The organism is Methylobacterium fujisawaense (assembly GCF_039619325.1).
Lineage (GTDB): Bacteria > Pseudomonadota > Alphaproteobacteria > Rhizobiales > Beijerinckiaceae > Methylobacterium > Methylobacterium fujisawaense.
In genome coordinates this window covers 4,846,622-4,870,722 of sequence record NZ_CP155000.1, presented here as the reverse complement: position 1 = coordinate 4,870,722, position 24,101 = coordinate 4,846,622, and the positions used below count along the sequence as shown (strand labels likewise).

The window sequence follows — 24,101 nt, the reverse complement described above, 5'->3', positions numbered from 1 at the left end:
GCGCGGCTTCGGCGGGTCTCGCGCCGCTCCAGCCGACGAACGTGCGCGGCAAGGCTCGAGGGGATGATCCGCGGATGCGCGACAGTCCGTTTTGACGCCGCGCGCGGGAAAGCAGCACAGGGGCATGATCAGCGCTCACGCAGGAGCATTCAGGCCGTCCTGAAGGTGACCGTCTTGTGTCCAACATAGTTGGCGACGGCACCCGCCATGATACCGATCGCGTGCGCGGCAGGCGCCGCGATCTCTGTAAGGCCGAGCGGCATCAACAGCCCATCGCGTGCGACAATCGCCACCGCCACGGTGACGAGTCCCCCGATCAGATTGACCAGGAGGAACCCCCCGAGTTGCGCGGCAAGGGATCGCGACGAGCCCGGGAAGACGAAGCTGCGGTAGATCAGGAAGCCGATCACCATGCCGAGCGCGGTCGCTGTGGCGACCGCAAGCGCGAACGGCATTACGGTGTTGAACAGGAAGCGTGATGCCCAACTCACGCCCGAGGCGAAGCCGCCCGCGAGCAGAAATCGGACGCGCTGGTCGAGGCGGATGAGTTCCTGCAGGTAGAGCCGCATCATCTCAGACCGAAAAGCCCGCCCAAGCCAGCACGAAGCACATCGCGAGCGCACTGCCGGCCGTCAACGCCAGCCGGTCCGTCAGCGCGAAGACAACCGGATCATCCTGCAGCGTGCCGCGCTGGCACGCGACCCAGATTCGCCCCAGGATGATCGACAGCGCCAGGGGGAAGCCCCAGAGCCATGCCACATCGCCATAGAAGGTCTGCTTGAACGCGTCGTCGATCACGTAGAACACCAAGATCAGGAGCGCGGACGTGCCCGCGGCGACACCGGCGGCCAGCACGAGGGGCAAATCCACTGCCACGTAGCCGCGTCCGTTGATCTGAGCCGCGCCGCGCGCCGTGGCACGGGCGATCTCGGTGTGGCGCTTCGCCAAGGCCAGGGAGGTGAACAGGAACATCGAGAATACGAACAGCCACGGCGAGGCGATGGCCTCCACAGCGGCGGTGCCCACCGCCAACCGAATCGTGAAGAGGCTGGCGAGCGTCAAGGCGTCAAGCAGGACCACCCGCTTGAGATAGAACGAGTAGGCGAGCGTCAGCCCGGTATAGGCTGCCAGCGTGAGAACCACCTTCGGGCCAGCCAGTGCGCCGAGCAGGAATCCGGCTCCCAGGCCGGCCGGCACGGCGGCGAGGCCGTAGACGATCGGAAACTGGCCGCTGGCGAGAGGCCGGTTCTTCTTCGACCAATGCCGACGATCGTCCGCCACGTCCCAGATGTCGTTGAGGATGTAGGTCGCCGAGGCGATCAGGCAGAGCGCCACGAAGCTGATCGCGAGCGACCCGAGGGCGGACGGGTCGAGGAAGCGGTTGGCCAGGACTGCGGGCACGAGAACAAGCGCATTCTTGGCCCATTGATGGGACCGCATGCTCTTGAGGAGCAGGCGACCGTAAGGCGGGCGCCGGAATACGCCGGCGACGTCGGCTGCTCTGCCGGCCGCGCGCTCCACCCCCGGGGAGGCGCCGACCACGATCGCCTGCCGGGCGGCATGCCACACCGGCAGATCGGCGCGGCTGTCGCCCGCATAGTCGAAGCCGAGCGGGAAAAGGCGGGCGAGCTCAGCCGCTTTGGCGGACCCTTTCAGATTCGTCTGCCCGTCGCTGGCGATGACGCTGCTGATGAACGGGAAGCGGCGGGCGATCTGGGAGGCCGTCACATTGTCGGTGGCGGTCGACATGTGAATCGGCCGGCCTCCCTTGGCCTCGGCCTCTGCGAAGGCGACCAGCTCGGGGTTTTCCGGCAGCGCCTCAATGTCGAGCGTAACAGCCTGGGCCATGCGCCGCTTCAGGTGGGCGCGGCCGCCCATGGCCCAGTAGAGCATGCGCAGGACGTTCAGCGGATCGGCCCGCACCAACGCAAGCGCCTTCTCGTAGAGGACATCCGTCCGCAGGAGCGTTCCGTCGAGATCGAGGATGAGGGGAACCTCGCGAGACCCGAGTTTCGGCCAAGCCGGGTGCCGAACGGCCTCGACCCCCGAAGCGATGTGCCCTGACAGCACGGATCCGGCTCCCAAGCTCGGAGACCGGCCATACTGAATGCGGCGGGTGATATCGTGCAGAACAGATCGCATCATCACAGACCGAAAGCTCCGCTACCGATTTAAATAGGGCCACCTCAAACACGACTGCTGAATTGCCGTGATCCATATCCGGCTGGTCAGGTCACGACCGAGATGACAATTTCCCAGCCGGAGACTCATTGCCGGAGTCGCCACAGCGCCGATCTTCGGGGCCACACGGGGACCGGAGAGGCCGCGTTCGCGGGTCTCAGCGCAGCGAAAAGCATTCTGCGTCCTCTCCGAATGCGTAGGGCTTCGCTTTGCAGTCGGCCGGTTCCCCGACCAGGAAACCGGACCCCATGTAACCCACGTAGACACGGCCGAAATGATCGGTGTCGGCGCCGAGAACAGTGACCTGATCCAAGCTGCCGACGGGGAAAGCCCCTATCTTCGTCCAATTCTCACCTTCATCAATCGATCGCCAGAGTCCATATTCGCCATTCAGCCGACCGGATAAGAAAATTGTAGGATAACCTGCCTGATCAGGTCGACCAAAAGCGATATCATCCACTTGGCTGACACCGCGGATCGAGGTCCAGGTTTCCCCGCCGTCGCGGCTGCGCCTCAGGGGCGTCCCCGTTGCGTATGGGATGCCCGACGTGAAGAAGAGCTCGCCCGGTCGACCTGGCACAGCGCGGAGCTTCGCGGCGTACGCGGTGTTCGGCGCGATCTCACCCTTGAAGACGTGGCGCCAAGTCTCGCCACCGTCGCCCGTCCGCCAAAGCCCTTGGAGTCGCTGATTCGCCCCCTCCCCGCTGTGGACGAGATAGAAGACGCCGGGCCGTGTGCCGTCCGCCGTAAGTGTCTTCCGCGACAGGTATATGTGCGGATGTGAGCCCGTGAACGGAAGGGACTCGCCGCTCAGTACCACCCGTCGCCAGCTTCGGCCGAGATCCTTGGTGTAGAACGGGGCGCGGTTATAGGTCGGCTCCCAGACGATATTGTTCGTATCCCCGGCCGAGACCGCGATCGTACCGAACGACATGCGCCAGGGGTCCTCGGGACGGGTCCCCGGAGGGGTCGGAAGCGCGGCGAATTTGGTCCAGCTGTCGCCGCCATCCAAGCTGTACCCGGCCAGCACGGCATCGCCGTCTTCCGAGCAGCAGGACGTTCGGGTATCAGACGCATTCGTCACGACGAATCGCGGATTGGCGGGTGTCAGCGCCACTTGCTGTGCTGCGATCAGCACACGCTCTTTCGGCCCGTATGTCGTTGAGTACGCTGTCAGGTCCCGTTTGACGTGAATACCGAAATCCCAGACCGCAAACAGGGGGGCCTGCCCTGGGGCTTGGTTGACGTCGTTCGCGACGAGCTCCTCGATCCCCCGGGTCTGGCTGACCCACGTCACTGTCCGCGAAGAGTCGGAGAGGTCGGCGTAGAATACGCCCATGCCTGCGCCAGCCCAGAGCCGATCCTTCTTCACAGGATCGAACATGATCCGGCTCATGGCGAAGTAGGACGCATTGCTGACGCGAAGCCATGGCGGGTCGCCGGACCCGACCCGAGACTCATGCGCCAGTCGTGTCCACAACCGTCCTCCGTCATTCGATCGGAACACCGTTCCGCTTTGATCGATGACGAGGATGCGTGAATCGTCCGGGTCGATCGCCACGGCTGCGAAGGGCAGACTCGGCAGGCCTCCGTTGGATGTAAGGCTCTGCCATGCACCCCCGCGATAACGCCAAGCCATTCGTGTCTCGCGATCGACACCAAAGAAGGTCCCGTCGCGCGCGAAGGCGCCCTGCGTGAGAAGCGACGGCCCGCCCTGCCCGTCGGATGCCAGGCGGGAAAAGCTTCGGCCGCCGTCGGACGAGGCGAAAAGGCCGTTTCCGGCCGACATCGCCCAGACGCGCCCTGCGACTTGGCCGCCCGGTTTCTCGAACCACGTGATGATGCCGGGGCTCTGATGGCCGTCCTGCGCCGGACGTAGATCCATCGCCGGAGGCACGGTCGGGATGCGTGACCACGTCACGCCTCCGTCCTCAGTGCGCCAGAGACCATCCGCCGGGGTTCCGAAGAGCGCAACGTCCGGGCGCGCAGGGTCGACCGAAATGAACGGCCCATAATTGCGGAACTCGCTATTTGGGTCGAATCCATGCTCGAACGGAGCCGTCGATGAGACGGCGAATGACCGCCCTCCATCCCGCGAGGTAAAGACCCGTCCCTTCAGAGCCAGATAGATCTGGCGCGCGTCGGACGGCGCAACGACGACCTCGTAAACACCCTCGTTCAGGCCGTTCTGAACATGATACGTCGACGGCATAGACGCGGAGGTTACCAATTGGACCCACCGATTGGCCGTGTCGCTCCAGATATAAGCTCCGTACACATCCGCTCTGACAACGCGCGTCGACCCGCTGGCGTCAGATGAGTATCCGGTTATGAATCCACCCCCGCCGATCTTCACCGGCCGCCAGAGATAGGTCTCCGCACGAGCGACGGGCAGCACCACGAGCCCCCAAAGCAACAGGGCGAAACCGCGTAACGACACGGACAGCGACAGGCGCATCATCGACGAGCGTCGCTGATCGAACGGCCGACGAAGCCTCCACATGCGATGCGCGACCGCAGATCGCCCGGTCATCTTCGGGTCCGCAAGACCCAGTTCCGCCAGCATCAACTCAACCAACATTGGCTGGAACCATGAACCCTAGTGCAGCAACGGACCGCCAATTGATCCGATCCCGGCACCGCACAGGGATTTGCCAGACCTGTCGGTCGCCGATCGATCCGCACCCGCGCCTTCCAGAAAGCATCGCGGTGTTCGGCCACATGGTCAATTGAACCGAAGCGAACAATTGGCCTACCCCTGATTCAGTTATGGTCAGGACGCCCACAATCAGCCTCGCCTTCTCATTTTCTCGCTCTTCGAACTACAAGCTCAAGCACTTGAACACAGCCATCGAGATAAAGGCCTAGGGTTTTAGATCCACGTCTTGCGCGAATGAAACATCAAGCCCGAATTTTGCCAATATCAGCAACCCTCACTTGCCGATTAGTCAGCCCTTAATGATCACCGCGTCCAATCGATCCGTTGGCGATCGGCGCGATGCTGCGAACCCCGCAAAAAAGCCGATTGCAACCGCGTTCCACGCCACGAACGAGTATAGCCCGGCTTGCACTGAGCCGCGCCGCAGCATGAGAAACAGCACGGGTAGGACAAACGCCACGAGCAGGTATGGGAGGTAATGCCAGTCTGAGACTGCCAAGATCGTCAATGCGAGGATTGCGGCCCACCAGATCACGACGATAGCGCATGTCCAAAACTGCGTAAGTTTAGAAAGCGCTTGCCGACCGCGAGGCCGGGCGAGGATCGCCCGAGAAACTTGGCCGACGCCGTTCGCGTAGCCAGATAGAAATCGATCCCGCAGGAGCTTATAGCTTTCGGACGTATGCCCATAATGCACGACGGCAGGAACATCGAGCCGAGTCAGCTTCCAGCCATCCGCAATCAATCGCGAAGCGAGCTCAAATTCTTCAAATGATTTCAAATTTCGGTCTGCGAAATACCCGCTCTGCTTTACCGCCGAGACGCGATAAAGCCCCCCACAATCGAGACGATCGATCAGACGAGGGTAATAAGCGCATCTCCTTTCCGCATTGATTTTCCGTGTGCGGAATTCATGGTTCTCGACATTCGCCTCTTCGACACGGCCCCCGACCCCGGCGAAATCCGGATGCGTCTCCAAAAATGGTATCGCACACGGCATGAATGAAGGATCGATCTCCATATCACCGTCAAGAAGGTAGAAGAACTCTCCGCGGGCGAACATATACGCGAGCTGGGCACCAGCGCCGCACGAGCGTTCGGCTGGATTCGCCAATTGGACGATCTTTACGTCGTACCGCAACGCAATCTCCAGCGTACCGTCCGTGGATCCGCTATCCGCGATCAAGACTTCACCACCGTACGGAGCGGCGGCCACAAGCGCAGTTTCGATCGCCCGCCCGATCCGGGCGGCCTCATTGAAAACCTTAATCCCAATTGTGAGCTTCATTGCCAGTTCCGCATCGAAGGACTCTTACGGACGAACGTCACCCATTCCTCGGCCGAAAACCGATCTTAAGACACAAGATCCTCGTAGAGTGACATGGTTTTATCGAATGAAAGTGCGGCCGCGATATGTCTTGATCGCAAAGCCATGTCCTCATAATATCTATTATCGGAAGACAATCGGTCAATCGATCGGGCCAAGCTACGCGCATCGTCGAGATCAACTGAAATGCCGCAGTGTCGGCCGATTTCGTCAGTGATAAATTCCAATTGAACTGGGATATTTGAAACGACAAGGGGCAAACCGAGTTTGGCCGCTTCGATGAGTGCGAGGCTATGGCCTTCGAAGCGACTCATCTGCACGAAGACATCGGCCGCCGCGAGGACGCGAAGTGCATCTTTGCGGCCCATGAGTCCGAGAAATTCTACCCGATCCGTTACACCGAGGCGGTCAGCCAGTGAACGCAGTCTCGTCTCCTCAGGTCCATGCCCTATGATGCTCACAATCACGTTTGGCATGTACAACGCCGCTTTGATCAAGACGTCGTAATTCTTTTGCGCTGAGAGGCGGCCGAGGCTTATAACGCGAAAGCGGGCATCACCCCCGATGCGCGGTTGCCTCATCCGGGACAATTCCGAAAGATGCTGCTCGATCGCGGGAGAAAGCGCGTTGCTGATGACCCGCTGCTTTGATCGCAGCCAGCCCCGCTTCAAGTGATACGACGTCGCGACCGTCTTCGAGACACTGACCGACGCCGAGACGTTCGGCGGCACAGATGTATATCGATCAAGCCAGTTCATAGGCCATTTCAACGTATTCGCAGGTGTGTGATGTGATGTGATAGCTCGAATGCGCCTGCAGGAAAGCAAAGCCGCCACGGGCACCAATAGATTTGTGGCAGGCATCGCCGTCACGACACAATCCGGCGCATCCTTCCTGAAGAGCAGAACAAGATCTCTGATCAAACAGAGAAGACGGAGCGTTGATCGCGGCTTCTCAGAGACCACGTGGTGCCACGCGATGTGTTTATCACCAGCCATCGATGTGTCGGCACTCGGCCAAAGCGCGATGAGACGTGTCCGAAATCCCTTAGCCGCCAATCCAGCAGCCAGATCGCTCCACAGCTCGCCGACACCACCGGATGAGGAATGGTTGGCAAAGAAGTAAACGGTCGGCTGCGACCGTATCGAGGCTTTCGGTACGGAACGCTGGATCGGCTCCGTCAATGACACCGCAGCGCACATCCCAATCCGTCTCATTGATTGTCACCTAGCCCGGCACTTGGGCATAGAACCGGTTTTTCTGTGAGTCCTCTCAAATCGATATTCGGCTATGAATAACATATTTTATCACTTTAAGGTCACTGATCCACGATAAATCGGCTCATCGGATGTTTTGGTCAAAAGATAAAATATTGCGACGGGATTTGACCATATATATCGGAATAGTAATCGTCTCGGCTCCTGATATATTCTGTATAGCCATTCCAGACCGATACCCTGCATCCATCGCGGCGCTCGCGGAACGTCCTCCGCGATGTGATCGAACAGCCCGCCGCAGGTTCTGATCCAGGCCAAACCGCCCAATTTCTTCTGCCATGAGCAGGCGATCTCTTCTTGCATCGGACTGCCTAAACCGAGCCATAAGACCTGCGCTCCGGTGCTGAGTATCTCAGAACAGATCTCATCGGCGTCGGCGCGATTAAAATATCCGTCGCGGCATCCCACCACCTGCAGATCCGGAAAAATCAGCTTCAACTTTTGCGATGCCCGCAAAGCCACCTCAGGCTTTCCGCCGAGGAAATAAAAACGTATGCCCTTTTGGGATGCTAGATCGGCGCAGTCGTGAATGAGATCAGTCGTCGCTACCCGCTCGGGCAGCGGGCTTCGACAAAACAAGCGCGACGCAAAGACCAGCGATGCACCATCAGCATCGACGATTGACGCTTTTGAAATAAGTTTTCGGAAGTTATTATTAACATGAAATCTAGCAATTACCGATCCATTGGATGCAACGATTATTCTGGGCTCAACAAGATGCCCCAAAGATGCCAAACGGCAATCCTCATCCATGCGCCGTGCCAGTTGTTTGCGCGATAGCACTGCGGTGGGAATCCCGCCGACACGGATCAGGGACGTTTGCCCGCTCGACTCATCAAATAGCGCACCGTAAACCGGCCGTGGCTGAGGAGTGTTGTCGTCACGAGGGCCAGACACTTTGCCCTCTGGCCGCACAACCACAGCCACGCGGTGCCGCCACTTAACAGCACCTGACCATTCGAAGTATGTCGACAGCCGGCCAAAATGCGACATCTCTACATCCCTCCTATATCATACGGGTGTAGGGCAAACACGGCATCTTAACAGTTCGTTAATCTATATCCAGCCGCCTCACGGAACGCAATACCGAATTCGACGCACAGGAATAGCGGTTTCGAGGCGCGCCTCCGCATCTATGGCAAGTGTCGATTGGATCGGTGGAAACCGCTTCGAATTCACGCTCGAAAATAACGGTTTTGCTCATGAAAGCGGCAAGCCGATACAATCCGAACAGCATCAGTGCCCGCATTGCCGGCACTGGACCGCTCGGCTCACGAGAAAAATCAACGGCCCCTCGGGCGGGAAACCGTTTTCACCTCATCGAGGATGGCTGGAGAAATTCACGCATAGAGTTTGCTCCTTTGATGCCGAAGGGAGAGCAATTGAGCCCATCTGGACGAGGCACAGGTCCACTGCACGACCTGCGTTGAAGCTTGCTCTCGAGGACTGGAGCAGCGCGATGCGACTCCATCCATTCATCAGGCTCGGGGGAATCTCATCGAAAACCTGCGGAGGGCGGGCCCTCCCCAATCCAGCGCGGTTAGAAAGCGATATCTACTTTCCCATCCTTTAAGCTATCGCGACGATTAGGTCTCGGTTTTGCGGAACGCTCTTATAAGGACCTCGCATCATCAAAGCAGCGATAAATATCACTCAGTATTTTATCGATCAAAATCATCAATCAACATGTTGCTCGTTTCTGCGTCGACGCCGGATCGCAATCCGGAAGACATTTGTAAATCGATCTTTTTACTACCAGAGGCTGCACTTGCTGTCAGTACATCCGGCTGGTAAATGCAAATTAACGCTATTGCCAAGCGCTACGAGAGCCGATATAGAGCATTCAGATACGAAACTGAGTTCGTGCACCAAGTTCAGGCGGCAGCCGTGAATTTAAGAGCGGGCTGCCTGTTAGCGTGCGCCACAGACTCTTACGTTAGCGAGTTCTGCAAACGCGTCGAGTAGCAAAGTCATTCGTACGGAATTCCAGAACTGCAAAAGCACCGAACTGCAGACTTCAGCCGACAAAAGTCAATGCGTCTTTGTCGTGACAGCACACACGAGACCGTGCGGTGCAAGATCGAGAGTCGCAATCATACAATAACGCAATAAAATTAATTTTATACAGTATTAGATATTTCGCTTACTGTGAAGGGTGCAGTGTTTGTGCAAAACTTTTTTCTATAGTCTCAAACAAGAAGGAGGAAATAAAGTCGGAGATTCGCATCCGACACGCCGCTTTTACTCAATCGATTATTGGAATAGATCGAGGAGGCTTAAGCGATGAGTTCTGCTGAAAACGGGTTGCTTGTGACCTCAGATCCTGGAGCTCGAGCGGGAGCTGACCACACATCCAATATTCGGCACGGCGCACATGTCGCAATCGATATGGCTGTTGCGGCAGCTGCCATCCTCCTTCTTATGCCACTCTTTATGTTGATCGCCATTTTGGTATTACTCGACAGTCCTGGACCTATCTTGTTCAGGCAGGAACGCACTGGACTGAATGGCCGTAAGTTCAATATATATAAGTTTCGTACGATGTGCGTCCAAGAAAACGGACCCATCGTCCTACAAGCGAGTCGCAGCGACGCTCGGGTAACTCGAATTGGGAAGTTTTTACGGCGCAGCAGTCTCGATGAACTTCCGCAGTTGTTAAATGTTATCAAGTGTCAAATGGCAATCGTCGGGCCTCGGCCACACGCAGTTTCCCACGATATTTATTACAGTAAAATAATACCAAATTACAATTCTCGATTTCATGTGCGCCCTGGCATCACAGGCTGGGCACAGATTAACGGGTCACGAGGCGCAACGCCCTGTGCTGCGGATATGGAAAAGCGCGTTGCTCTTGATCTTTGGTATGTATCAAATGCCAGCCTTATGCTTGATCTCAAAATTGTTTTAAAAACCGTTTTTATGTGCCTCGCATTCAAATTGGATGCTTACTAAGAGCACAATCGTTACGCGAGCGATATATTTCGGATGGCATCCAAAAGCTGAACGGATGCTATCTTTGTTGGGATTGTCCACACCCATTGGCGCCTCTGCGTCATGAAATCCGAGAGCTTCGAGCGGGGTGTTCACGATGCAGAGGACGGTCGCTGTTACCGGAGCCGGCGGATATATTGGTTCTGTCCTCGTCGCACAGCTTCTCAAAAGTGGCTACCGCGTTCGCGCAATCGACGCGTTCTTTTTCGGGCATCAGTCGTTACGTTGCCTTCGAGATCATCCCGCGTTGGAAATTTTACAATGCGACATTCGAAACTTTCCGCCAGGAGTTTTCGATTATTGCGACTTTGTGGTTGATTTGGCTGCATTGTCGAATGATCCGTCCGGCGACCTCAATCCAGAACTCACGCGATCGATCAATGAGCGAGGGCGAATAGCGTCGGTGGTTATTGCTGAACGGTCCGGGGTCAAACGCTATATCTTCGCGAGTTCCTGCGCGGTTTATGGCGAACATATTGGAAGCGACGTCGATGAGGAATTCGCGCTTCGGCCGCTGACACTCTATGCAGAGACATGTGCAAGAGCCGAAGAAGCTGTATTGAGTCGTAATAGCTCAGTCTTTTCCACAGTATCCTTGCGTAACGGCACCGTCTTTGGCCTGTCGCCGCGAATGCGCTTCGACTTAGTCGTCAACAAGATGGCACTTGATGCTTATGAGCTTGGCTGTATCAGTTTAGCGGGAAATGGCGTACAATGGCGGCCTCTCATCCATGTCGACGACGTTGCGCGAGCTATTTTGATTGCCTTGGATGCGCCCGATGCGACCATTGCCGGTCAAGTGTTTAACATAGGTTATGAGAACTTTCAGATCTCGGAAATAGCTTATCAGGTCTGGTTAGCAAGCGATTCTGCGCCCACCGTCTCCTTCGTGGACATCGGTGAGGATCGTCGAAACTATCGTGTCAGTTTTGCGAAAGCTGAAGTGCGACTCGCATTTCGGGCACATCGGTCGATCGGAAGCGCCGTGTCGGATATCCAGGAGGCGCTCCGGGATGGGCGTGCCGGTAATGCCCTGTGTTGCCATACGGTCGAATGGTATCGTTCCCTGTTGGCGGCAAAGGGCACTGGTCTTGGATTCGCAAATCGGCATGTTAGCGGAAAGACAGGTTTAGTCGGATCAGCGGGCCCAAACCGACCGCGCGTTTCGGCGCGTTGATGCGATCAGAGGCGGCCTGGGATCGACTGCTCAGGAGCCACTTTCCCGAGCCAAATCCTTATGGTTGGAAACGTCATTTGCTGGAGCTTGGCCACGGGTCATCAGTGACCGATGCCGCAGCGTTTCGAATGAAAAGCCTTAGAGTCAGAGACTAGAGCGGTTGAGCTGTGTCCTGCAGATGAGGGCTTAGGCGAGCGTCGGCAAGGCGAGATGGATGTCAGCGCGTTGCGCGTAGCCGATGCTCAGTCGACCGACTGGGGCGAGCCAGGCCGCAGTTCGCTTCACGCTCCAGCGATGGCCTCCGAGATGCTGGCTGCTCTCGATGCCCCGTCGAGCGATCCATGGTGTGATGCCGCGCGTCGAACCCTCGCGTCGGCAGCAACGATGATCGTAGCCCTTGTCTGCCTGCAACTCGTTTGGTGTGCCTCGCGGGCGCCCACGCCATCCGGTGCGCACGCCTGGCGCCGCGTCGAGGGTCGCCGCCAGCATTCGGCAGTCGTGACAGCAGACACCGGTGAAGGTCAGGCCAAGCGGCGTACCCCTGGCATTCACGACGAGGTGGCTCTTCGTACATTGCTCCCACAGTCGGTCGAATTCCGGCCCGTCGCTCAGCCCTTTTTTTTGCCGGCAGGCAGGCAGCGTCGAGTGCAGCGGCATCCTGAAGCTGCTCCAGCATCGCGCGGATCACAGCCGTCCAGATCCTAGCCACTTGCCACGCGCCCAGCCGCCGCCAACTCGTCTTGCCGCTGCAGTTCACCTCAGAACGCTACAGACGCTTCCCCTGCATGCCGTCGCACAGGACGCGGATGCTGCCCGACAGCGCCGCCCAATCCGAGGCGCGCGGCCTCCCACCTTTCGGCATCTCAGGCTTGGTTGACAGAAGCGGCTCGATCTCAACCCAAAGATCGTCGGGTATAGGAGAATCCGTACGCGCCCAACCCGCTCACCGCGGTTTGGTCTCGCGCTTTCACGCTCTTTGGCCGTCGAGTTGCCGTTTATGGAAGTACAACTGCCGCGATTTCGTATTTATTTTAACGTATCCAATGAATAATGGCCAGGATAAAAAATTTTGCAGCGATTTCGGACCGCGCTTGATTTTTACGGGTTTGAATGACAACCGGTCCGGCTATGGCTAGCGATTGATGCCGCCGCTCAATCGTCAACACATAGCTTTGACCATTTTACTCACTTGGTCTGGGGGGGGAGCGGGCTGACAGCGTTTAATTCGGATTAGTGTTCAGCACCAATCCGATAGGATTGGGGCTGCTTGGCGAAAATTTTCAATAGATTTCAGCATTCGCGTGTATCAGCCCAGGCAACCAATAAGAGTCGTTTGCTTTGTCCAGGTCGATCACCGCCAAGATCGAATTTCTTGAATCACGAGCGAGCCAAAGCGACGCCATACCGCTATTGATCTGTGAGCATTTATCGGAGCAATAACTGGAGATATGCGATATACCCCCAAATATATGATGCTCGCGCAGAGCAGCAGCCCCGACGCAACGCATAGAGCCGCAATGATCAGACCATCGACGGCCCGAATCAATCGAGACCTTGACCTGTGCGTGCTGCGCTGAAATTCAAGAGCGGGCTGAGCTTGGCGCAAATCCGTACACTCTATTATTCAGGCCTTGGTTACCTACGCATATTTCATCCTCATTGTCGATACCGGGCCGACGAAAATTTGCCTCGCCCGAGATCACTCGAGTTTTCGCCTCTCTGCATGTCCCGCCGCGTGACATAGCGCTTCAGCTGCTTTGACTTTCCTACTCGATTGTCGAAGTAGATGGTATTCGGCCCGCCCGCAAGATTTTAGGTAAGTCCCACGTCCAAGAGCACGAAGCGCTTAAAGTCAATGGAACGGCTGGCTGGCGCGCGAATGGACGATGTTGTTCAATTGCGAGCCATCTCGCCAGAGGTGACTTGTCGGTCGGCTCGCCCGACGGCGTTGCGGAATGAACGCAGCGGCGCCCCAAATATGAAAAATTTATCGGCATCTGGTGGCGCCAAGCGTCTCAGCCCCACGTGGACTCTCCTTCGACGGCGGCGACGCCGCAGTCATATGAACATTTAACCCACCCTGTGATACATACCGGTACGAGCGTGAACTGCGTCATCTGCGTGGCCGTCGTTCGAGGTACGTCTCTGGCTGCCTACGCTCACCGAAAATCGATCTCCGCTCTGATGTCATGGCTGACACCCGCGCACAGTGCACCGGTATCGCACATTCAGTCCTGACATCCCTGGCAGATGGATCGAACAGATTGCCGAATGAGGACCTCCGCCTGACGATCTCGCTTTGCGATCTCAGCATTGCTGACTTGCCGATGCGTGGTCTGGAAACGCCGTCGCGAAACTGCAGAGTTCCGCTCGCTTGTTGACGCGGCAGCCGCGAAGGCCGGCAGGCCCTCGCTCGCGGCGACGGATGTAACGCGCATTCGATCATGTGTGCGATGAGCGAGGACGGTTATCGGGTCCACGCCATTGCCGCTCTGACGTAGACGGGGCGTCTCGACAAGCCCATCGTCATGGAGCTCAGACACCGGCCCAGGATCCGCGGACAGCATCGGAGCGCTGGAATCCAAAACCGTCAAGCTCAGACATCCACCCAAACCTGCGCTCAGACAGATCGAAAGACTGGAGGAGGCGATGCGCCATAGCTTCGATGCCATTTCGGGTCCTCGTAAACGGGATCTAGGCGAAGCAAGATTGCTCGATGAGCGATCTCCGGTATAGGTAGTACGGTGGTGATACGCTTACCGAATCTGGGTACGAGAGGCTGATCGAAATGTCAGGTTCTTGTAAATCTACTGCTTTCGTATGAACGTGCAAATCAAAACGGATGCCGACGTTTTGGCACGAAAATGGCTTTCAAGGGAGATGCGACTAAGGCGCGGACCAACACGGACCATCTTCTCAACAGGTGCCGTATATGTTCAATGTATTGAACTGAGGCGCCCCCGGTGTCGCTCGACGTGAAATAGATTCCAATTTTTGCGGCATCGCATGCTGAAGTCTGGCGTTCTTCCTGCCTGCATTAAAGGGGTTTTCAGCTCAATTGACGAGTTGCATTAGCGATGGATGAATACTAATTTTACATTGTGCTAAGCGCCTAATCGAGATGATCTTTTCGTTGAAGGTAATAGGCTATGCCGATTTAGAAGGATGGGCGCCCACCGAATAAGCATATAAGTTTAGTTCATTCTGAATTTTTTTTTCTGCACCAGCACCCGATCATCGATTGATTTTAGAAAGCTGACGCGCACATCTTGAGACGTCAATCATTTTATCGAACAAAATACTTTCGAGGGCGTGAGAATGATGGAACAGTTAGATGTCAGGAGATCTCAACAACATGAGACATAAATTATTGCCCGTCGGCATCAAAGGTGAAGCGGGACCTTTTACGCGGAGCTTCCGCAATGAGGCTTACTTCAATTTCGCTGTTTAAAAGCGGAGTGATTTAACCCTCATAGGATGAAAATAGATCGATGCGGACAACTTCATTCAGTGCCACCGTCGGCAGTTCGAAAATATCTGTTCATAATAGCCTCGTGTCGATCGCTTTTTTTGCACTTTGCGTAATGGTCGTCAGTGCACCAATCACCCAGGACGGGATGAGCGCGGGCACCACATCAATGACCGAGGGAAATTCCATCCGACAACTAGCATATGTTCTTATTTTATTATTTACGATGGTCGGAGCTGGCATTCATCGCGATTTTCGAGGCTTGTCCGCACTTGCAGCAGACATTCGCGTCGTCCTGGCGTACTGTTGGCTGAGTATCGTCTGGGCTATTGATCCGTCAATCGCGACCCGCCGTTTGGCCTTGACGACGATTGTGGCTTTTTCAGTTGCTATCGCTGTCAAGTCGCTTGGTGTCACAAAGACTATTGCGCACGTCCGTATCGTTTTAATGGTGGTAATCCTCGCAAGCTACGCGACCGTCTTGCTCTTCCCGAGCATCGGCATTCATCAGCCCGAGGCAGGTCGAGATGCTGCTCTCATTGGTGATTGGCGTGGCATCTATCCTGAGAAAAACTTCATGGGTGCAATCTGCGCGATAACCGTGATTATTCTGTATTTTCAAGAGATAAGGCGTCTGCGCGTTTTGAATTGGATCTTTATCGTAGCTTCACTAATATTTTTGATCAAAACAGGATCCAAGACTTCTACCGCGCTTGTTTTACTGGCACTCCTTATGGGCCACGCGTTTCGCGCCAACAATCATAGGGATTGGCCACTTGCTTTCGCAGTTGCAATGACGGGCACCTTTTGTGTAGGGGTCATCCTGCTGTGGTATGGAGAATTGTTGTTAGAACCTTTAGATCGAGATGACACATTGACGGGTCGCTCTCAAATTTGGAGAGTCTTGATTGCTTACATCTCAGATCATTGGCGACTTGGTGCCGGATATGGATCATTTTGGTACATTGGATCCGCAAGCCCAGTTTATGATTACGCGAAAGGAGGAAGCTGGTTCGAAATTGCCTCTCAGGGGCATAATGGCTATTTAGACGTCGCATCGCAGATTGGCCTTCCAGGGCTGGCGATTACCTTGTATTTTCTAATTGTCAGGCCCGTTGCGAAACTTTTGAGCCGCTCGGAATACAATAACAAAACAGGCGCCCTATACATGGCTTCATTTGTTTTTTTGGCGGGCCACAATTTCACAGAATCCACATTGCTCTCCCGGGACCACATTCTTCAGTTTCTGATTGTCGTCGTCATCTCTATGATGAACACAGTTAATTATGAGTGCGCGCAACATCGATATGATGATTCCACTGGGAAAGTCAATTCTAATTGTTAGAATCAGCGCTTAGACAAAAAGTGTTGTAAATCGAGAAGAATTCAATCGGATAATCGAATATTCATTCCACGGCGCGCCGTGAGTTAGTCCTCTTGTAGAGACCAACAAGCCTTCATACGATTTTTAAGACGCGTATTAGATCCAATATACATAGTCAAACTCGGCTCTTCACACTGACGACCAGCATGTCCTGTATCGAGGTGTCTTGGCTTGATGACCCCAAGTCGGACCCAAGTGAAGCAAAAAAGCATTCCCGAAAGCGTCGCAAGCACCATCGAATCAAGCGCTTCCCTCGCATCTGACCTGTCCTGAGCGGCGGCATGTCATACGTTCGAACCACATCCGAGCGCGCTTTCGCTCATTCGGAGCCAACAGGAGCTGGCGCGCAACACATGTCCGAGCCTAGCCCATTACGGGGATCGGGAGAGCCAAAGTCACTCGTTTAGGGTAGTCCGCCACTGAGAAAAGCCGCTTCGGCGAGTTCGTTTCAGAGAGTAATTCTGGCTTTCCTCTCCGTCACGCTCTGATCAGACGTTTCGCCTCTAACGTGGAAGAACCTGATCCATAATTTTCTATTTGAGTTTCTTCGTGTTGATATGCGTTCACGATTATCAATTTCATAGGTTTAGATCTTTGGAAATCTACGGCGGTCCGACACACCAACATAATCGATCTGATGATTTTCTCATTTTGAAAACTTACTTTCCATGAATTCGCTTCACTGCGATGACGGGGACTCTGTCATCAGTATCGACATAACGTGCTTCTTGTCCCTTGAGTTGAGCACTCGGCACGGCCATTGTACGAATTTGCGCTTTCGCGCCTTTTGCTTATAATATTTCGCTGTAAGCGCAGTCCCTTCAGAAGGCATCATGGCGGCGATGGCGACAGAAGCTGTGAATGTGCTCCTTGCGGGATCGTTGGCGATAGCCCCGGGACTTTTATTGGTTGCCATGCTGGCTGAGGTAATTCCGATACGATTGAGAGTCTTAGCGGCTTTCGTGCTCTCTCCCGGACTTTTGTCTCTAGAGCTCCCGATTGCAATATTAGTTGGGTTAGATTTCAAGCAATTTTCCTATTTAGCAAGCTTATTGAACCTATTCCTAGCTGTAATTCTTATCTTTTACTTTCGGCCGAGACTCAGCCCCCGTGGCATCGGATACCCTGCGCTTTTAGCTTGCGCGTTGACGATCCCGATCATGGTCATCGTTCTGAGTCAGACATTCCGTACGGATTACGGTTGGCATAACATGATGCAGGTTGCGGCTATACAGCAACTCAATCGGCTACCTCGATTGCCCGAAGAGTTCGAGATGGCGGGCTTTCGGCTAAATTATGGCTGGGTTGGATGGGCGCAGCTAGGGGCCATTTCTAATCTGATCCAAATTTCACCGACGAGGCTTTTTCTACCGGTAAACATACTCCATTTCATATCGATGTTTGTCTTACTCGTCGAATGTTCGGTATTATCTCTTGGTCGGCGTCACGCCCCGCTGATCATAGCCGCAAGCACTGCAGTGGCACTTCTAGCTGCAGGTCTGCCTGATATTATACTAGGCATATTCAGAAGAGAGTATCATGCATTGGGAGACGCGCGAATAACGCCGATGATGGAAAAGATACAGAATATGGACACGATGGTATTCGGGCTGTCTTCGTTTGCCTTGATGGTCTTTGCCGTATCGGCCTATCTAGAGTTTAAGAGGTTTTCATTTCTCATCCTCGCGACTCTTTCGTCTTTAGCAAGCTGTTTGGTCTATCCTTTGTTTCTGCCCTCGTGCATGGCAGTTTTCGCTGCTTTGATTGCCTATGAAATTCTGCAGCAGATCCGTGGAGTGAAATCGTTCGATAGGCGGGCTTTAATAAGAATTTGCCTTATCAATTTACTTTGGATCGCGAGTTTTGGTTTGGTGATTCTATACGGTCTCTTTCTGGGACGAGATTCCGAAGTCCCGCCGTTCAGTGTCATGCAGCTTCGTGACTTTCCCCTTCAATTCGTCAGATGGGGATGGATCTATTGTGGGATTGACGCAATATTGCTTTCGACAGTGATATTTCGACGAAAAAGCCTGTCTTGGTCGCAATCATTCTTCATCGTTGTGTCATTCGGCCTGCAGTTTGCCTACGTTGTAATCGCGGTTCGCGACGGCGTCGGATATAAGTTTCTCTTCACAGCTTTATTATTTGCAGCACCTGTGGTCGCAGCTGAAATTTCCCGGTGGGCGGATATCGGATCGCGGTCATTTGTCCTTGCGGGCGTCTTGGTCGTTCTGTTTTTGTCGTGCGTTGTCTACGAATTTCCTCGATGGACCAATCCCGATTTGCGCTTCGCGAACCCCGTGAACATTTATACTTTGGAGGTCGCGCCTGAACCCAATGAGATGCCATCCTGGCTCCAGGTAGTCCGCGAGAAAGCCCCGCCGGATGCCGTGCTTTTTACTGCGCCCGACGAGCGACCTCTCGCTGTGTTTTCCGGGCGTGCTCTATACGTGTGTGGTGATGTTCCGGTTCCTACATCTCGCGCCGGATACTCGATGAATTGCACCCGTGAACTCACGTCTGTTAAAGGCTACTCTCCGAAGAAGGTGGCTGACAGAATGGAGCTTCTCACTCTTGCACTCAAGAAGGAGATCAGCGAAGCTGAGGCGGAGACGTTGATGAAAGCGTTTCGAGCGTTAGACCGGCCGATGATTTTCCATACAAGCGGTTTTTCAGGATTTACGCGATGGCTCAGGGAGAAGGAACTTGGACGACCAATTTTCGTTTCCGAGACGGACGTCGTCTGGTCGGTCGACAAAGCTCGCGCCGGCTCCGATCCCACTGACAGTTCGGCCTTCTATAGCCACGGGCCCACATGAATTGAGCCGGTGCGTATGAGCGCGAAATTTGAACCGCCGCCTCGGGAGCCATCGAACGGCTGCGGCTTCGGATCGCCTGCAGTTCAAGGCCCGGAATGTGGAGGGCCTGCCGGCAAGGCTGCATGGTCAACAGGGCCTCTAAGCCCGCATTCCACTCCCGCCAGCCGGGAACATGTGAGCGCTCCGCAAGGAGGATCGATGGCCCGCCCCTGTTCGGCCGCTCGTTCGGAGCTGGAAGGCGTCGACGTCCTTTGAGGAGCAGGGCTACGCGATCCGCTCCGGCATCGGCATGGGCGGATCTTGATCGGGCAGAGGTCAGTACCTGTCGCCCGGGCTCACACCATCACTCGTTTCGAGATCCTCGCCAAAACTGGGAGCGCTTACGCCCTGTCGGTTGGGAGCGTTCGTGGGAGCCGGACGAAGGGGCGCCGTCCTCGCTACCGTGGGTCGCATAGCTGCAGGCCGCCCCGGTGGACCTGCCTTGCCTGCCGGACCTCCAGGCCCGGCAGGCCCTCGTGGGCCTGCAGGCCCCGGCGGGCCAGCGGGTCCCGGTGGGCCCATGGGACCCGGCCGGCCGGAGGATCCTGGCGGCCCGCTCGGCCCTGGTGGCCCGGGAGGGCCGACGATGGCCGTTCTGGATGTTGCTGTTCCGCTGAACTCGGACGGCTTGGTGCCGTCCATCCTGTCGCCCTGTTCAACCCTGTTACTGTGGCCGGTCGCGGCAGCGGCGCCGGGCGGTCCGGGAGGTCCCGCTGGTCCTTGCTCGCCGCAATTGGCCACCACGATCTTACGCTCTTGCCGCGTCGTGCGCAGGGTCGCGATGCACGTCGCTGGATGATAGATCACGCGGAATTCAAAATATCCCCGATGGTCGATCTGACGGGAAAAACGGCCATCTAGACTGATATCAGCGTCTTTTTCGTCGGAATAGCCTATAATCCAGAGTTCTCCGCCAGTTATCTTGGCGTCCGCTACTCCGATATCGGCAATCGCCTCCGATATCGGCGCGAAATAAATTATTGTTGACGAAATAAGTACGATAACTTTCCCGTTAGTAGCCATAACTGATTCCATGATACCCGGGCAACCAATATATTCACGGATCGATTTTCGGCAATGATCGCGCCCGAATTCGCGTGATTGTAATGCATCTAGAATATATAACTGATATTGAGTCGCGCACAAGCGCACATTCCTGATGAAGCCAGACGATGAATTTTCGGCCGCATCCGGTGCCATTGGGGAGAATTTATTACTAACAAATATTGCCATATACTGGATAAAGATCGCATATGCCCGTCCCGCGGCCAGGCCTCGACGCCGAGGACGACACGGCCTCCATCGGCGAGGGCGGTCGAAAACAATCTCGGGATCAAGGCGTCGTGCTCGGCCGCTGCTGCCGGTTGTGCAAAATCGATCTGGCCCTTCCCGAGCAGAAACGCGGCGCGGCGGCACGTTAAATCTCGGGTCATCGCCGCCTCGATGTCAGGGCGGCTGCCCGCCAACGCGGCTCGCTTGAAATGACGACGTTGCTTTTCACGAATGCCAACCAGCGCCTCTTCAAGCTAAGGGAGAAAGAACAAGAGCGTGCTGGGGTGCGCAAACGCTGCCACTCTTTGACGCCATCCTGCGCGCAACTGATCGTCGGGATCACACCGCTGACGATGACGAGCCTCGTGCACAGCGCCAACGCCATCATCTCGAACCTGACGGCGCTGGCCTGACGCACGCGCGTCCTCACGGCGAACGTCGCGGAGCAGCGCATCATCTAAGCCGATCTCGAACCCGAGCAGATCCTGTGCATCCCATCTGCTGCCACTCGCGCGATGGCGGCTGTCCTCTGTCAGCGCCCCCTCAGAACGCATTCGACATCTCCGTCGCGCTCCGCGCGAAAGTCGCCCAACTTCGGAAGGAGGTCGCCGTCATCTGGTGTGAGACAGTCACGGCCAAGGCCGTGACCGCGCAGAAGCATCAGAATACTGTCCGCGAGACTGTGCAGCACCGCGTCAGCGGCCTCATCGCGGTCCTCGATAAAATGCCGGTCTTTCTGGCTGGTGGGCGAGCATGCATCGTCATACGTGATGCGTCCCTTTGCGAGGACCAGGTCGAGCGCGACCACCGCGTCCGAGGCCGGCGCGGAAATCCGCGACCCCGGCGCCGGGGCGGATGTACGGCGTCCGGGTCTTTGTGGCCTGAATGGCGAGGTCGTCGAAGGCCAGCTTGCTTTCGACGCCGGCGGGCTGCGGCACGGCGAAGAGGGGCGCCAGGGTCTGTTTGGTAATGTCCTACACCGCACGCTGGATTGCCAGCAGGGCGGCGATGGTGGCCGGATCACGAAGTTCCATGCACAAACCGATGTCGGCGGCTGCCCCGGCACCCTCTCGCTGACGCCCGGCAACGTCCGCAACGTGACAATCGCCGTGGCGGCACTGGCCGCGGCGCCAAACCGGATGAGAGCCCCGGCCCTCGGCTCGGGCCACGATACCGTCTGGCTGTGCGCTGACCAACGCAAGAGCAGGATCACGCCAAACATTCCGGGTGCGCGCTGCCGCAAGCGGACGGTCCGGCACGATGGGCCCTGCTCCCGCGAACGTCTGAGGCCCCCTTCAGCCGAATCAGGGACCGCCGCCGCATCGCAGCCCGCTCCGACAAGCTCGCACACAAGAACGCTTCGGCCGTCGCTCCGACTGCCGACATCGCCTTCTGAGGCCGATCGCGACCAGCCCCTAACGGGACCAAGGTCCGTTCAACCGACGGTTCGCCGCGTCGGCTGGGATCACCTCGTAGTGCCAGGCGGCCCCGGCGGCAGCCTCGCCGTCGCCGCCTGACCGCTTCAGGATGCGCCGATCGACCGTGAGGTCGAAGCGCGGATCGCGGCCGTCCTCGAGTGCGAGCGTCGCCCGGGGGAGCCGGGCACCCCGCGCAGGCGCATCACCATTTCCGCACGAGGGGCGCGGGGGCGGGGGCGGGCGGCGCGCCGAACACGTAGCGGAAGCCCACCGAGACGATGTCGGCGCTGGAATCCACCACCCCCGCGAAGGCGATGTTGCCGACGTTGTAGTCGCGGCCGAGGCCCGCCAGGATCCGCGACCGGTCCAGGAAGAAGTGCGAATAGGCGAGGTTCAGCGTCAGCTGCCGGCTCCAGCGGTAGCTGGCGCCCACCGAGGCGATGTAGCGGTCCCCGTCCGGCAGCCGCACCGAGCGGTTGCGGAAGTCGATCGGCGAGGTCTCGTAGGCGAAGCCCGTGCGCAGCGTCAGGTTCGGCGAGGCGTCGTACTCGGCGCCGATCGCATAGGTGAACCCGTCCTTGTAGTTGAGCGGCAGGGTGTTCACCGGCAGGCCGAGGGTCTTCGACACGATGCCGATGGTCCCGAGCCTCGACCAGTTGTCCCACTCGAAGCCGAGGTTCACCCGCGCCACCGGCGAGACCGCCTGGGTGAGGCCGACGCTCAGCTTGTCGGGGGTGTTCAGCCTCGCCCGGACCTGGCCGGCGAGCGGGGCCAGGGCGAGCAGCGGCACGCCGATCGAGCCTTCGATGTCGTGGTGCACCGAGGAGCGGTAGCCGATGCCCAGCACGGTCCCGTCGCGGGGCGTCAGCGTGGCGCCCGCGGTGAAGCCCACCCCCCAGGATTCCCCCTTGAGGAAGGAGCTCGGATAGGCGGTCGGCAGGAGGCCCGGGACCGGCAGCGCCTGCCGCAGGGTCAGGCGGAAATACTCGATGTTCGGCCCGGCCGCGATCGACAGCCATTCGTTGACCTTGACGCCGATCACCGGGTTGATCGCCAGGGAGAAGATCCGCGACGAGCGTCCGTAGACCTCCCCGGCCCAGACCTGGTTGGGCTTGGTCACGAGCCCGAAGGGCGCGCCGGTCGAGAGGCCGAGCCACAGGCGGTCGTTCAGCTGGTACGAGGTCGCGCCCGCCGGCACGAGGGCGCCCTGACCGAGCTCGCCCGAGCCGCCCAGCCGCGCGAAGCCCGGATTGGTGCCAGGCGCCGGGCGGATCTCCGAGGACAGGCCGATATAGGTGAAGTTCTGCTCCGCGACGAAGCCCGGATTCATCGTGATGGTCGCGGGGTTCCAGAACATCGACGACACGCCGCCCGATCCCGAGGCCGCGCCCGCAAACGCCAGCCCCTGCGCCTGCGTGCTCTGCTCCCGCAGACCGAACGCCCCAGCCTGAACCTCGGCAATCATGACGACAGACGCGCAGAGTGACGCCGTTCCGGCCGCCACAAGAAACCGAAATTTCATCCCCATCCTCCCCAAGGTTTACCGCGCATCCACTTCCTGTTTCGGGCGGATGTCGTGTTTTCTGAGTTCTGTGCCGCCAGAATCATCGGCGACACCGACACTTTGCGCGGCCGCCACTGTCACGATACTGCCGGTACGCGCAGGCATTACCCCTTCCCAATAGGTCAGGACGCTGCCGAAAGCGGCAAGAAAATGCAAGCGCGAAGCGGTGCGCCGATGAACTCCGGCGTCCGGCCGGCGCAGGGAAGGCGCTGGTGTGACAAATCGGTTTCACGCCGCCAGGCGGAGGCGCTGGATGGCGAGCGGCGGACCGCGTCGAGGACGCCGATGGGCCGCCTTGTACGGCACAGGGCTTCGGGTGCGGCGGCGCGAATACAAAGCTTCGCCGAGTGTCACCGCGGCCCTCGCAACATCGTCTGAACCGCTTGCGACCGGCTGACGCTTTGGGATAGAAGCTAACCTATACGTCAATCCTGGTCCGGCCAATCACGCACGCTCCGCGAGAGAGCGAGGCCGGTGAAGGGAGGGGAAGGTGGGAACCCAGCAGGGCACAAAGAGGTGGGCCG

Annotated in this window: 14 protein-coding genes and 1 pseudogene; 6 read left to right on the top strand and 9 right to left on the bottom strand. The window is 57.3% G+C overall.

Annotated elements, in window-relative coordinates:
- Positions 1-149: 149 nt before the first annotated feature.
- From ABC766_RS23070 to ABC766_RS23045, 6 genes are all read right to left on the bottom strand, one after another.
- On the bottom strand, positions 150-569 hold the full coding sequence (locus tag ABC766_RS23070) for a GtrA family protein (RefSeq protein ID WP_345819596.1): 420 nt from the start codon (positions 567-569) through the stop codon (positions 150-152).
- A 4-nt stretch (positions 570-573) separates the two neighbouring features.
- A complete protein-coding gene (locus ABC766_RS23065; RefSeq protein WP_427902261.1) occupies positions 574-2,070 on the bottom strand; it encodes a UbiA family prenyltransferase in 1,497 nt (498 codons plus the stop codon).
- Positions 2,071-2,338: 268 nt separating this feature from the next.
- On the bottom strand, positions 2,339-4,747 hold the full coding sequence (locus tag ABC766_RS23060; protein WP_345819595.1) for a hypothetical protein: 2,409 nt from the start codon (positions 4,745-4,747) through the stop codon (positions 2,339-2,341).
- 382 nt (positions 4,748-5,129) lie between these two features.
- Positions 5,130-6,128 (bottom strand): glycosyltransferase, encoded by a 999-nt coding sequence (locus ABC766_RS23055; protein WP_342142982.1) that lies wholly within the window; start codon positions 6,126-6,128, stop codon positions 5,130-5,132.
- 65 nt (positions 6,129-6,193) lie between these two features.
- On the bottom strand, positions 6,194-7,357 hold the full coding sequence (locus ABC766_RS23050; protein WP_345819594.1) for a glycosyltransferase: 1,164 nt from the start codon (positions 7,355-7,357) through the stop codon (positions 6,194-6,196).
- A 117-nt stretch (positions 7,358-7,474) separates the two neighbouring features.
- A complete protein-coding gene (locus ABC766_RS23045; RefSeq protein WP_345819593.1) occupies positions 7,475-8,437 on the bottom strand; it encodes a WecB/TagA/CpsF family glycosyltransferase in 963 nt (320 codons plus the stop codon).
- Between the two features lie 1,290 nt (positions 8,438-9,727).
- On the opposite strand from ABC766_RS23045, the gene ABC766_RS23040 reads away from it, so the two are divergent.
- Positions 9,728-10,396 carry a sugar transferase gene (locus tag ABC766_RS23040; RefSeq protein WP_345819592.1) on the top strand — a complete coding sequence of 223 codons (669 nt, stop codon included), beginning with the start codon at positions 9,728-9,730 and terminating at the stop codon, positions 10,394-10,396.
- A gap of 136 nt (positions 10,397-10,532) precedes the next feature.
- A complete protein-coding gene (locus ABC766_RS23035) occupies positions 10,533-11,612 on the top strand; it encodes an SDR family oxidoreductase (protein WP_345819591.1) in 1,080 nt (359 codons plus the stop codon).
- A gap of 186 nt (positions 11,613-11,798) precedes the next feature.
- Here the strand turns inward: ABC766_RS23035 and ABC766_RS23030 are convergent.
- Positions 11,799-12,528: pseudogene (locus ABC766_RS23030) on the bottom strand (IS5 family transposase).
- Between the two features lie 2,575 nt (positions 12,529-15,103).
- Here ABC766_RS23030 and ABC766_RS23025 point away from each other — a divergent pair.
- The 4 genes from ABC766_RS23025 to ABC766_RS23010 all read left to right on the top strand — a co-directional run bounded on the left by ABC766_RS23025 (position 15,104) and on the right by ABC766_RS23010 (position 21,008).
- Entirely contained in the window at positions 15,104-16,426 is a 1,323-nt protein-coding gene (locus ABC766_RS23025; RefSeq protein ID WP_345819590.1) for an O-antigen ligase family protein, read from the top strand.
- An 872-nt stretch (positions 16,427-17,298) separates the two neighbouring features.
- Positions 17,299-19,284 (top strand): hypothetical protein, encoded by a 1,986-nt coding sequence (locus ABC766_RS23020; protein WP_345819589.1) that lies wholly within the window; start codon positions 17,299-17,301, stop codon positions 19,282-19,284.
- A 470-nt stretch (positions 19,285-19,754) separates the two neighbouring features.
- Positions 19,755-19,940, top strand: coding sequence for a hypothetical protein (locus ABC766_RS23015; protein ID WP_345819588.1), 186 nt, complete (start codon positions 19,755-19,757; stop codon positions 19,938-19,940).
- An 864-nt stretch (positions 19,941-20,804) separates the two neighbouring features.
- Positions 20,805-21,008: a hypothetical protein gene (locus ABC766_RS23010; RefSeq protein WP_342142995.1), complete on the top strand. Its 204-nt coding sequence runs from the start codon at positions 20,805-20,807 to the stop codon at positions 21,006-21,008.
- 119 nt (positions 21,009-21,127) lie between these two features.
- Here the strand turns inward: ABC766_RS23010 and ABC766_RS23005 are convergent, their stop codons facing one another.
- Complete coding sequence (locus tag ABC766_RS23005) at positions 21,128-21,403, bottom strand: hypothetical protein (RefSeq protein ID WP_345819587.1); 276 nt, start codon at positions 21,401-21,403, stop codon at positions 21,128-21,130.
- Positions 21,404-22,215: 812 nt separating this feature from the next.
- Positions 22,216-23,541, bottom strand: coding sequence for an OmpP1/FadL family transporter (locus ABC766_RS23000; protein WP_427902260.1), 1,326 nt, complete (start codon positions 23,539-23,541; stop codon positions 22,216-22,218).
- Positions 23,542-24,101: the final 560 nt, after the last annotated feature.

What these genes read in the sequence shown, in the direction of transcription:
- ABC766_RS23010 (WP_342142995.1), top strand. Translation starts at nt 20,805, where the DNA reads ATGACGACGTTGCTTTTCACGAATGCCAACCAGCGCCTCTTCAAGCTA.
- ABC766_RS23070 (WP_345819596.1), bottom strand. Translation starts at nt 569, where the DNA reads ATGCGGCTCTACCTGCAGGAACTCATCCGCCTCGACCAGCGCGTCCGA.
- ABC766_RS23040 (WP_345819592.1), top strand. Translation starts at nt 9,728, where the DNA reads ATGAGTTCTGCTGAAAACGGGTTGCTTGTGACCTCAGATCCTGGAGCT.
- ABC766_RS23055 (WP_342142982.1), bottom strand. Translation starts at nt 6,128, where the DNA reads ATGAAGCTCACAATTGGGATTAAGGTTTTCAATGAGGCCGCCCGGATC.
- ABC766_RS23035 (WP_345819591.1), top strand. Translation starts at nt 10,533, where the DNA reads ATGCAGAGGACGGTCGCTGTTACCGGAGCCGGCGGATATATTGGTTCT.
- ABC766_RS23045 (WP_345819593.1), bottom strand. Translation starts at nt 8,437, where the DNA reads ATGTCGCATTTTGGCCGGCTGTCGACATACTTCGAATGGTCAGGTGCT.
- ABC766_RS23000 (WP_427902260.1), bottom strand. Translation starts at nt 23,541, where the DNA reads ATGGGGATGAAATTTCGGTTTCTTGTGGCGGCCGGAACGGCGTCACTC.
- ABC766_RS23025 (WP_345819590.1), top strand. Translation starts at nt 15,104, where the DNA reads ATGCGGACAACTTCATTCAGTGCCACCGTCGGCAGTTCGAAAATATCT.
- ABC766_RS23060 (WP_345819595.1), bottom strand. Translation starts at nt 4,747, where the DNA reads ATGCTGGCGGAACTGGGTCTTGCGGACCCGAAGATGACCGGGCGATCT.
- ABC766_RS23020 (WP_345819589.1), top strand. Translation starts at nt 17,299, where the DNA reads ATGGCGGCGATGGCGACAGAAGCTGTGAATGTGCTCCTTGCGGGATCG.